Genomic DNA, 10,937 nt, shown 5'->3' on the forward strand with positions numbered 1-10,937 from the left:
TTTGGCGTTTTATGGGGGAACTTCTATTCACTCTGATTCAGCGCAACAAGCGCGCGGCGGTATTTGTCCAGCCGATCGTGATCCTCCTGCTTTGGCGAAGCAATCCGGCCCAGATCCATGTTATCGCTAATATCCAGGATCTTGACTCTTGAAGCCAACGGATTCACCCTTATCCGATCGATAAAGGCATCATAGGCTTCGCCATCTCTTCTGGTCAGACAACCCACAGCCTGAACGATCTCGTCCGGGAAGCCCTCCCCGGCAAGATGAGCGAGCGTATAACCGGTATCCTCGACCAGATCATGCAGCACAGCCACGATCCGCTCATCCTCCCCCTTTGCCGACTGCATCACCCGAAGCGGGTGAAGAATATAAGGCTCACCGCCCTTGTCCGTTTGGCCGTCATGCCCCTGTGCGGCAAGAATGATAGCTTTGGTCAGAATATCCATAGCCGTTCCCTCCTAATGTAAAGCGAGCTGAAGGTGCGATCATCCATCAGCTTCGTATCCTCCAAATTACTTGAACCAAATGCCACCGAACGGAACAATTTCCCGCAGCAGCCGCTTGACCAGACTATCCTGGCCGATGAACTGCTCCAGGCCCGCATCCGGCCAGCCGACCTGCAGCAGAACCTTGCCGGTTCCGGTCATTTTCCACTGGTAGCTCATATGCTGGCTGGCCAGATGGTTGCCGTATACGCTCAGATCAATCCCGACATGGCTTGGAAAAGCGATCAATGCACGGCTGTCGATGAAAGAGGGCGTAACCGGATCCAGCTCCATCTCGATCACGGGGCCACAGGAAATAAGTCCGATTGCGCCATGGCCTTGAAACTTCATGCGCATAATATCTTTGGTGGCCACGACATTCTTGAAGCTCTGCAGCACGCTCTTCATCTCGATGCCTTCCGTATAAAACAACAGATGGCGAAAATCAAACAGCAAGCTGCTGTCGCCGTCAAGCTCCATGCAATGAAGCATATAACCGCCGGGCAGGCCGAGAATAAGGCTGGACGGCCCGGACAGCTTTGATTTGATGAGCTTCTTCTTCCGGTAAATCCCCTGCATATTCATAAACTTGTCTTCACGCTGACGCGAGAGGCCCTGAAACGCCGCAATCTGCTGGGGGTGAAGCACATGAACGGCATCCCCTTCACGGAGCTGCAGTTCGACCGCTGATTGCTGGCTGGCAGCCGCGCCCCCCATACGAGATATGATTTCCATCCGCGCCCCCTCTTAAGCTTGTCTGCTTCGCAGCAGCAGCCGCAGCAATCTGCCCGAGAGGAAGTAGAGCACCAGCAAGCCGATACCGGAATAAATAAAGAACCATATGCGTCTGGATTTGGCGGTCCGCGCTTCTTCCGAAGCCTGAAGGGAAATAACGGCCTGCGAGAGCTCGTCATTGCGTTTGGCGAGATTCTCGTTCTGCTCCATCAGCTTCACATTCTCCTCATGCAGCCGTTCCTCCGCCTGGCGGTACTGCTCGATGGTTTCCTGCGACTGCTTCGTAACCTCATCGAGCTGCGTCTTCGTGCTGTCATACTGCTCGCGCAGCTCATCCACCTCGTCCGGCAGCTGAAAAATCCCTTTCACATTCTCCATAAAGCCGGCATACGCAACATTCGAGACAGCGCATGCCAGCAGAACGGCACAGCATAGCGACAAGCCCCATTTCACAACGCCCACACGGCAGACCTCCCTTCCAACGCATTCGCAAAAACCATGGCATCGAAACAGCAATACCGTCTATCAATCTCACAATCTCTCAGATAAACTTGTAAAATCTGACTATAGTCTATTACGCATATACAGCTGCATTTGTTTCAGACCCACCCAAAATTCGACAGCACGCGAAATGGCGGTTTTACAAAACATTACCTTTTATTCCCAATTTTTCCGCCCGCCAGATGAAAAACAGCAAGAAAAAACGGTTAATGCCCCTCCTCTTGACGACAAATCAAGGTTCTTCGCTGCTATAAGGTCAAAAAAAGGTGAAACCTGACCGGATGCACCGGACTTGTTTCACCTTTAAACTTTAGACAAGAAATATCAGGATTCCAGCACAGCACGCGGAATGTTCGTCCGATAGACGGCTTTATTCTCCAGCCCTCTGATCATCGGCGTCCATGGCTCCGTCTCCGGCGTCGTATCGAGCGCATCCTCAACCATCTGCAGCTTGGCATCCAGAGCGTCGATATGATGGAGCGCAACCGCCTCTGCCGTCTGGGGCTGAACGGGACTGCCCCACTCTCCCAGATTGTGATGGGACAGGACCAGATGCTGGAGAGCCAGAACGCGGTCGGAGTCGAGCGCAATTCCCTTCAGGATAGCCGCTTCCGTAATCCAGCTGGATGCCATCGAGATATGGCCCATAAGCTTCCCCCGTACGCTGTAATCGGAGACGATGCCAAGCTGCGCGATCATCTCCTCGGGCTTTGCGATATCATGCAGAATGATGCCGGCGAGCAGCAGATCGGGATTCAGGAACGGGCGCTGCTTGCAGATAAACTCTCCTAATTCGAGCATTCGAACCATATGATAGGCAAGTCCGGCGAAATAGGCGTGATGATGCGTCTTGGCCGCCGGATAATGCATCAGTTTCTCTTCCACTTTGGCGATACAGAAGGCGACAATGGTTTTGATCTCCGGGTCCCCGATGCTCTCCATAGCCTGCTTGATGGTATAAACCAGATCAATCGGCCGGATCGGCGCCGAACGGATAAAATCGGTGATATTCACGCCGTCATCAGGCTCTGTTTTGCGGATGCGCGAGATCTTGATCTGCAGCCTCTCCCGGTACGTCAGAACGGTGCCCTGCACCTTGACCAGCCCCATCGGGAAGAAGGTTTCCTTGTCCGTGCCGGTGACATCCCAGTACTTGGCCGGCATTTGGCCGCTGGAGTCGCAAAGCACAATATCAAAATAATCCTTGGGGGGCGTGCCGTTCGTCTGCTTGACCTCCAGCTCCTTCAGCAAATAGAAGCCGACAAACTCGTCTTGCGAATTCAGTTCTTTAATAAGCGTCATATCAGGCAAGTCCTCCTAAAGCTTCCTTCGGCTGCTTCGCCTTGTCCCTGGCTTTACGTATGGCAGAATAAGAGACAAGAGAGCATCCGTAGGAATGGTTAGGGTTATTATACTATGAAAGTCTATCCAGCCGGGGAAAAAAAGTGCTGCAGCCGCCTTCCCGTTCCCCATTGCGGCTCAGGCAGAACCGTCCCGTTCCAGCAAATGTTTCGCCGTGAAGATATCGGTTATGAGAATATTGGCATATTTGCCGCGCAGCGCTCCGTATATGCCGTCCACTTTGCTTGGACCGCCTGCGACAAGAATCGATTTCTCCTTGATCTGGAGCTGCTCCAGGTCGATTCCGATCGTCCGCTCATTCAGTTCCTCCGAGCAGAGTGTGCCTGTCTGATCAATATAACGGGAACATATATCGCCTGCGCCCTTCTCTCCGATCAGACGAAGGTCAGACTCGGTAAAATAATTGGCCTGGATCAGCACCGAATCCTCGGTTGGCGCGCCCACCGTGACGATGGCGATATTCGCCTGCTTGCCCAGCTCCAGTATATTGCGGATATGCCGGTCCTGCTCAATGGTCTGCTTCACCACGGGGTGGTCGACAATAGCAGGCAGCGGAATAAAATACGGGGCCGTATGAAAGGCCTGGCCGAACAGGCTGACGATTTCATACGCATAGGTCTGGGTCTGCGAATGGCTGACGCCTCCGTTCAATTGAACAACCTTCACATTCCGTACATGCTTGTCCTTCAGATTGAGCGCGACCTCATACAGCGTTGTGCCCCATGTAGTGCCGATCACATCCCCGTCCTTGATGATGGAATCCAGATATTCCGCCGCTGCCTCCCCCAGATATTTCTTGACGATGGCATCATCATAACGCGGTACGGACACAAGCACCGCCTTCTCGACGCCGAAGGATTTCTCCAGCTGCCTGGCCATAGAATCATGGCTTTCCAGCGGGTCCACAATGCGGATCTGCACAAGCCCCTCTTCCTTGGCCTGCTGCAGGAAGCGGCTTACGGTCGGCCGGGAAACTCCGAACTGCCGGGCTATTTCCTGCTGGCTGTAGTCCAATTGATAGTACATTCTCGCCGCATCAAGCATTTTGCCCCTTTTATCCTGCAATCGTTCTTCAGTCACTGCACCTCAACTCTTCCTCTATTGTTCTCTACAGAAGACCGGTGAACAGGCCTTGATCGCCTAAGTGGAGCTGTCTTTTTGACCGCTGCTGCTTCCACCTGCTCCGCCAGTCCATCACCGGCCGCTATTCTTTATTTTCGCCTCCATTGGCACCGCTTGGCGTCGCCCGTTACCGCTTGGCCGAATCAAACACCTCGCCCGCGGCCTTCGGAGCCTGCGAGGACTTGGAGAACAGCACCAGGGCGATCAATGTCACCACATAAGGAAATACCTTCAGAATGACAGGCGGGAATACGGACAAGGCCGGTATAACCTGCGACACATTCGCTACCGTGCTGGCAAAACCGAAGAACAGCGCAGCCGCAAGGATGCCGAGCGGACGCCACTGCCCGAATATTAAAGCCGCCAGGGACAAGAAGCCAAGCCCCGCAACTGTTCCGGTGAACTCGCCTGCGATTGTCACCAGCAGGACCGCTCCGCCAAGTCCCGAGAATGCGCCCGAGATCATCACGCCCATATAGCGAATCCTTCTCACGTTGATGCCTGCAGCCTCCGCGGCCTGCGGATATTCCCCGCAGGCTCTGAGCCTGAGCCCAAACGCCGTTTTCTTCAATACAAAACCGCCGAGCAGAACCAGCAGCAGGATCAGCCAGGTGGTGGGATAGGTCTTGGTAAACAACAAATCGCCGATAACCGGTATTTTGGACAACAGGGGCACATTAAACGGCTGGAATCCGCTTGTAATGCGGATATTGCCGCTTCCGGTTATATTCCTGGCGAGGAAAACCGTGAGCGCCCCGGCGATCATATTGATGGCTGTTCCGCTGATGACCTGATTCGCGCTCAGGTGAATGCTGGCGAAGGCATGCAGCAGAGAGAACAGCACACCGGCCGCCAGTGCCGCAGCCAGCCCCACCCAGATCGCGGCAACCGGATGATCCGGCCATGCGGTCTGCAGCTTGAAAATCACGAAGGCGCCCATAAACGAGCCGATGACCATCAGCCCCTCAAGGCCGATATTGACAATCCCGCTCCGCTCGCTGAACAAGCCGCCCAAGGCCGTAATCAGAAGGGGGATCGTAAACATAATCGCATAGGGAAAAATTTGTTCAATCGTGGTCCACATCGTTTATCCCCCTTCCTTTCTTTCCAGCTTCCGTTCATCGGCAGGCGCGCGGCGCCTTGCCTTCAGCCAGCTGATCAGCCGGTCCATCAGCACGCTCGTCGCCGCAAAATAGATAATGATGGCGATGATGGAATCCGCGATCTCCGGCGGAATCTCCGTCATCGCGTTCATAAAGCCTCTTCCCGAATACAGCAGACCGAAGAAGAGGGCTGACACGAGCACGCCGACAGGGGAGTTCGCGCCTAAAAGAGCAACCGCAATGCCGTCATACCCCTGCGTGGGCAGAACCCCGATTTGAATATTCGAGCTGTTGCCCGCATACTGCGCAACCCCGCCAAGTCCGGCCAATCCGCCGGAGATGACCATGGACAAAATAATGCTCCGTTTAACCGGCATCCCGCCATATTCAGCCGCATGCCGGTTGAAGCCAACGGCTTTCAATTCGTAGCCAAGCGTAGTTTTATTGATGATAAAGGAAATGACGATCACGACGATGACAGCAAGAAACAGACCCAGGTTCACATAGGAACCGCCGAACATATCGGAGAGAAATGGCGCCTGCAGGGATGCATGCGCTGGCAGAGGCCTTGATTCCGTCTCCAGAAATTCCGCCTTCAAGTAGTAAGGCACGGCATAATAAATGGTCCAATAGGCGATCCAGTTCATCATAATGGTCGAGACTACCTCATGTACATTGAACCGCGCCTTCAACAAGCCGGGAATAAACGCCCAGCAGGCTCCGCCCAGGAATCCGGCGATAATCATGAGCAGCAGCAGCAGCGGTCTCGAGACATCGAGATTCAATCCGACAGCCGTCGCGCAAAAGCCTCCGAACAGCATCTGTCCGGCCGCTCCAATATTGAACAGGCCTGTCCGGAAGGCAAAGGCAACCGACAATCCCGTAAAAATCAGCGGCGTTCCCGTAGCAAGCGTATTCCCGATCCGCTCCGGGTTCTTCAGCCCGCCTTCGAACAGGAATCTGTAGCCTTCCATCGGCTGATGTCCGGTCAGGATCATCAGCAGCGCGCCTGCCAATAAGCCGAACAGAACGGCCAGCAGGGATATGATGATTTTTCTCACTGTTCATCCCCTTCTTTCCAGCCTGCCATCATCAGCCCGATTTCATTCTCATTGGACTCCTCCGGCTTCACGATACCCATCAGCTCACCGTTATACAGAACGGCGACCCGGTCCGAGACATTCATAATTTCATCCAGCTCCAGAGAGATGAGCAGAACGGCTCTTCCTTTGTTCCGGTGCTCAATCAATCGTTTGTGGATATATTCAATGGAGCCGACATCCAGCCCCCGTGTAGGCTGTACGGCAATCAGCAGCGAAGGATTACGTTCAATCTCCCGCCCGATAATCGCTTTCTGCTGATTCCCGCCGGAGAGCGAGCGGGTCAGGGAGAGAGGGCCCTTGCCGGACCGGACATCGTAACTTGTAAGGACGCTAGCAGCATATTTGCGAATGGCGGACTTGTTCATAATTCCCCTGCGGGAGTATGGAGCATCATTGTATATCTCCAGAATCATATTCTCCTCCAGCGTATAATCGAGAATCAGTCCCCGCTTCTGCCGGTCCTCCGGAATATGGCCGATTCCGCTGTGGATCCGCTCCCGGATTGTCCGGTTCGTAACATCCTGCCCTTGAACCGTGATCGTCCCGCCGCGCACCTTGCGAAGCCCCGTAATGGCTTCCACCAGCTCGGTTTGGCCGTTCCCCTCGACTCCGGCAATGCCCACAATTTCACCGGCGCGCACCTCCAGCGAGAAATCCTTTAACGCCTGACTGTTCTTGTTATTATAAACAGAGAGATCCTCAAGCTTCAGCAGGACATCACCTGGAGTACTCGCTTCTTTCTCCACCTGGAAGCTCACATTGCGCCCGACCATCATCTCGGCCATCTTCAATTCGCTGGTCGAGCGGACATCGACTGTCCCGACCGTCCTTCCCCTGCGGATTACCGTACAGCGGTGGGCCACAGCTTTGATTTCCTTCAATTTATGCGTGATCAGAATGATCGACTTGTCCTCTGCAATGAGATTCAGCATAATCCGGCCCAGCTCCTGGATTTCCTGCGGCGTCAAAACCGCCGTCGGCTCGTCCAGAATCAATACATCCGCATCGCGATAAAGCATCTTGAGGATTTCTACCCGCTGCTGCATGCCAACCGAAATGTCCTCGACCCGCGCATGCGGATCAACGTTCAGCCCATACTGCTTTGACAGCTGCTCGATCCGGCGGGCAGCTTTGGCAATGTTCAGCACGAAGCCCCTGGAGGGCTCATTGCCCAGTATAATATTCTCGGTTACCGTAAAATTGCCGACCAGCTTGAAATGCTGATGCACCATACCGATGCCCAGCCTGTTCGCCACATTGGGGCTTGTGATCTTCGCATTCTTGCCATTAACCGTGATCGTCCCGCGATCCGCCTGATACATGCCGAACAGAATGCCCATGAGCGTGGATTTCCCCGCCCCATTCTCGCCAAGCAGCGCATGAATTTCGCCCCTCTTGAGCTGCAGCGTAATATCGTCATTGGCTACCACGCCGGGGAACTCTTTACGGATATTGATCATTTCCACGACAAAATCCATACCGCACGACTCCTTTCCTAAAATTACACGTAAATGCAACGAAGCGGCGTAATTCCGTTAATTCGAAGAGCGTTCAAGAAGAAAACCAAATTTTATACCTTCTGATCGTTTGAAAAATGCTTCTTCCCTCAAAGATAGCAGAAAAGGTCAGGTTTGAAACTTAAACAGGCTAAATAATTTAAAAAGAGACGGAGTTTCCCGTCTCTTTTCCGGTCTATTGGGCAAATGCGGCCATTACTTGATTAAGCTGCCCTGCTCGGCCGCTACTGTAATTTCACCGCTTTTCAGTTTGTCCGTTACCTCGCCGACCTTCGCAATCGTGTCATCGCTTAGATTCGGGTTCTCGGCCGGAAGCCCTACACCGTCGTTTTTGATATCGAGGGTCAAGGTTTGTCCACCCGGGAATGTTCCTTCCTTCTCCGCTTTGACCATGTCATAGGAGGCTTGGTCAATCTTCTTCATGGCAGAAGTCAGGATGACCGATTTCTCCCCTTCATAGACGCCATCGGCAAACTGATCCACGTCTACTCCGACAACCCATACGTCAGACCCGGCTTTGACACGGGTCTTCGCTTCGTTAATGGCGCCCACGCCAACACCACCGGCAGCGGCAAAGATGACTTTAACGCCACGGTCATACATCTGTGCAGCCAGCTGGCCACCGGCAGCTACGTCGTCGAAGCTCCCTTGATAAACTACATTTTCCGGCTTGATCGTCAGCTTGGTACCCAGATTGTCGTTGGCATATTTGACGCCCTGCTGGAAGCCCCAGTTGAATTTCTGTACAGACGGAATCTCCATTCCGCCAATAAAGCCCGCTTCCGCTTCCTTGAGCTGCAGCGCTGTTGCCACGCCGGCAATAAATCCGGACTCATGCTCCGCAAAGAAGATCGACACGGTATTCTCCTTCACTACCGGAGTCGGATCCTCAGCCGTATGCGGCGTTCCGTCGACGATGACGAATTTGGCATCCTTATACTTGTCCTGAGCGGCAAAGATCGCCGTTTCAAATTTAAAGCCCGGCGCCACGATAAATTTGTAGCCCGCATCGTAGAGATTGCCCATTTCCTTCAAATAATCCGCTTCCGTTGTTCCCGTTGGCCGTAAATATTTGGTTTCCAGTCCGAACTCGTCGCCTCCGCGCAAAATACCTTCCCAGGAACCCTGGTTAAACGATTTATCGTCAATCGTACCGGCGTCCGTTACCATGCCTACCTTAAATCCAGCCGGCTCGGCCGCGTTCCCGCCATTGCCTTCATTTGTTCCCGCGTTTGTATCCGAGCCGCCCCCGTTATTGCCGTTTCCGCATCCGGCCGCAAAGGCAGCCACTATCATAACCAGAACCAAAGTAAATAAACTTTTTTTCATTGTCTCTACTCCCCATCTCATATTTTTCACGGGCCTTGCTCTTTATTCTTCTCTAATCTCCCTTCCCCCATAATTGAACAATTGTAAAATCGCTAATTTGCCATTTGTTTGATCTGTATTAAATATAAAACTCATCACACTATTTGTAAACTAATATTACATATAAAATTTATTTTTCACTGTCGAATTTCAAGGAATTTAGGCGGGACAAATCGTATCTGTTTTAGCCTCTTGAGAACTCGATGCATAAATATGACATGTAAGTAACATTTTATTCACCATATCATTTACCTAATAGAGGATAAATAAGGAAAATTACAGTTGATTATGAATACCCCGCAAGCCATGACGAATAAACGTTTGCCGGTTCGACAAACGCAAATGTTGTAGGATGGCAGCCTGCACAGGCAGACGCTCGAAACCGTGAGGCTACTGTTTTTTATAATAATCCAGCAGCTCCGAGGTTACTTCAATCAGCCTTTCGTGCAGGGAGCGAGGTTCCACGATCCGGACTGACCGCCCATACAGCATGAGCAGATGCGGAACCATCACAAGGGCTTTCTCTTCCATCCTCACATGGACATGGCGCTCCGAACGGTCGACGAGCATATGCCCGAACAGCCAATGATCGCATAAATCATTAATGGATTGCTCTATCCCTTCAATCCGGACGGAAACCAGATTTTCCGCATGCCCGGAGCGGGGAAGCAGATCCTGAAGAAGAAAGGCCCGCGCTGAAAAATCCTCCGGACGCTCGAACACAGCTCCGGTCCGGGAAATGCCGTGAATCCGGTCCACCCGGAAGCTGCGGACCGCCTGGCGGAGATGGCAGTAGCCGACGATATACCATTTGCCTTTCCACAGGACAAGGCCGTAAGGATCAATCGATCGCGGTTCGGGCTGCTTGCCGTGCGATTTCCTGTAAAGCATCAGCAGCGTAAAGCCGCCTGCCGCCGATAGCTCAAGCTCCTGCAGCACGGATTCTAATAAACCATTGTAGGGCGTGCTGATCACATCGATTCCCGCTTCATGGCGGTTGATCAGATTCAACTGTTCCTCATTGGTATACTTCTTCAGCTTCGCCACTGCGCTTGTCAGCGACTCGCCAAACGGATACCCCGCCTCCTGCGCGAAGATCGCCGCATGGATGAGGGCTTTCTGCTCATTCATGTCAAAAAGCAGCGGAGCCTCATTGAATTCGGTGAGCAGGCTGTAGCCGCCGTTGTGCCCCGAATCCGAGATGATGGGAACTCCGCTTGCGCATAGAGCATCAATATAACGATAGATGGTGCGTATATGGATTTCCAGCTTTTCCGCGAGCTCCCTGGCTGTAATCCGCTTCTTTGTTTTGAGCAGCCACAGGATGGACAGCATATTGTCGGCTTTTGACACGATTAATTCCCTCCCTAAATCCCTCCTGAGGAGGGACCCCAAGGGCCCCGGCCCTCTGGACACCCGGAATGGCATAACGTCTGTGTTACAGAGAATCGCTTGTTAGCTACAGCCTGCATAGATCGTTTTCGTCCCTTGCGGGACACACTTCCATTTAACGCTCCCGTGCCGCCTGGTGGACTTCGTCCCATCATAACGTTGGCGGGAGTGAGATGCGTTTATGATTGTTTCCCTCCCTAAATCCCTCCTGAGGAGGGACCCCAAGGGCCCCGGCCCTCTGGACAC

Annotated in this window: 10 protein-coding genes; all 10 read right to left on the reverse strand. The window is 53.1% G+C overall.

The window, feature by feature from the left end; genetic code table 11:
* Positions 1 to 23: 23 nt before the first annotated feature.
* The gene (locus AC0YOA_RS36840; RefSeq protein ID WP_475790738.1) at positions 24 to 449 is read right to left on the reverse strand and encodes a GTP pyrophosphokinase; all 426 of its coding nucleotides are present in this window, start codon (positions 447 to 449) and stop codon (positions 24 to 26) included.
* A gap of 66 nt (positions 450 to 515) precedes the next feature.
* Positions 516 to 1,223, reverse strand: a complete 708-nt coding sequence (locus AC0YOA_RS36845; RefSeq protein WP_379113482.1) for an AIM24 family protein — start codon at positions 1,221 to 1,223, stop codon at positions 516 to 518.
* 12 nt (positions 1,224 to 1,235) lie between these two features.
* Positions 1,236 to 1,685, reverse strand: a complete 450-nt coding sequence (locus tag AC0YOA_RS36850; protein WP_475790739.1) for an SH3 domain-containing protein — start codon at positions 1,683 to 1,685, stop codon at positions 1,236 to 1,238.
* Positions 1,686 to 2,048: 363 nt separating this feature from the next.
* A complete protein-coding gene (locus AC0YOA_RS36855; protein ID WP_210038633.1) occupies positions 2,049 to 3,026 on the reverse strand; it encodes a 3'-5' exoribonuclease YhaM family protein in 978 nt (325 codons plus the stop codon).
* Between the two features lie 177 nt (positions 3,027 to 3,203).
* Positions 3,204 to 4,130, reverse strand: coding sequence for a sugar-binding transcriptional regulator (locus AC0YOA_RS36860; protein WP_210038919.1), 927 nt, complete (start codon positions 4,128 to 4,130; stop codon positions 3,204 to 3,206).
* 205 nt (positions 4,131 to 4,335) lie between these two features.
* A complete protein-coding gene (locus AC0YOA_RS36865; protein WP_210038632.1) occupies positions 4,336 to 5,292 on the reverse strand; it encodes an ABC transporter permease in 957 nt (318 codons plus the stop codon).
* 3 nt (positions 5,293 to 5,295) lie between these two features.
* Positions 5,296 to 6,372 carry an ABC transporter permease gene (locus AC0YOA_RS36870; RefSeq protein ID WP_379113480.1) on the reverse strand — a complete coding sequence of 359 codons (1,077 nt, stop codon included), beginning with the start codon at positions 6,370 to 6,372 and terminating at the stop codon, positions 5,296 to 5,298.
* The gene (locus tag AC0YOA_RS36875; RefSeq protein ID WP_475790740.1) at positions 6,369 to 7,892 is read right to left on the reverse strand and encodes an ABC transporter ATP-binding protein; all 1,524 of its coding nucleotides are present in this window, start codon (positions 7,890 to 7,892) and stop codon (positions 6,369 to 6,371) included. The genes AC0YOA_RS36870 and AC0YOA_RS36875 overlap by 4 nt, the downstream gene beginning before the upstream one ends.
* A gap of 234 nt (positions 7,893 to 8,126) precedes the next feature.
* A complete protein-coding gene (locus AC0YOA_RS36880) occupies positions 8,127 to 9,260 on the reverse strand; it encodes a BMP family lipoprotein (protein ID WP_475790741.1) in 1,134 nt (377 codons plus the stop codon).
* A gap of 429 nt (positions 9,261 to 9,689) precedes the next feature.
* Positions 9,690 to 10,652 (reverse strand): helix-turn-helix transcriptional regulator, encoded by a 963-nt coding sequence (locus AC0YOA_RS36885; protein WP_475790742.1) that lies wholly within the window; start codon positions 10,650 to 10,652, stop codon positions 9,690 to 9,692.
* Positions 10,653 to 10,937: the final 285 nt, after the last annotated feature.

The organism is Paenibacillus sp. JT22N12 (assembly GCF_056269365.1).

Excerpts from the sequence above, each read along its gene's own strand:
- AC0YOA_RS36840 (WP_475790738.1), bottom strand. The coding sequence starts at position 449 with ATGGATATTCTGACCAAAGCTATCATTCTTGCCGCACAGGGGCATGAC.
- AC0YOA_RS36845 (WP_379113482.1), bottom strand. The coding sequence starts at position 1,223 with ATGGAAATCATATCTCGTATGGGGGGCGCGGCTGCCAGCCAGCAATCA.
- AC0YOA_RS36855 (WP_210038633.1), bottom strand. The coding sequence starts at position 3,026 with ATGACGCTTATTAAAGAACTGAATTCGCAAGACGAGTTTGTCGGCTTC.
- AC0YOA_RS36860 (WP_210038919.1), bottom strand. The coding sequence starts at position 4,130 with ATGCTTGATGCGGCGAGAATGTACTATCAATTGGACTACAGCCAGCAG.
- AC0YOA_RS36865 (WP_210038632.1), bottom strand. The coding sequence starts at position 5,292 with ATGTGGACCACGATTGAACAAATTTTTCCCTATGCGATTATGTTTACG.
- AC0YOA_RS36875 (WP_475790740.1), bottom strand. The coding sequence starts at position 7,892 with ATGGATTTTGTCGTGGAAATGATCAATATCCGTAAAGAGTTCCCCGGC.
- AC0YOA_RS36880 (WP_475790741.1), bottom strand. The coding sequence starts at position 9,260 with ATGAAAAAAAGTTTATTTACTTTGGTTCTGGTTATGATAGTGGCTGCC.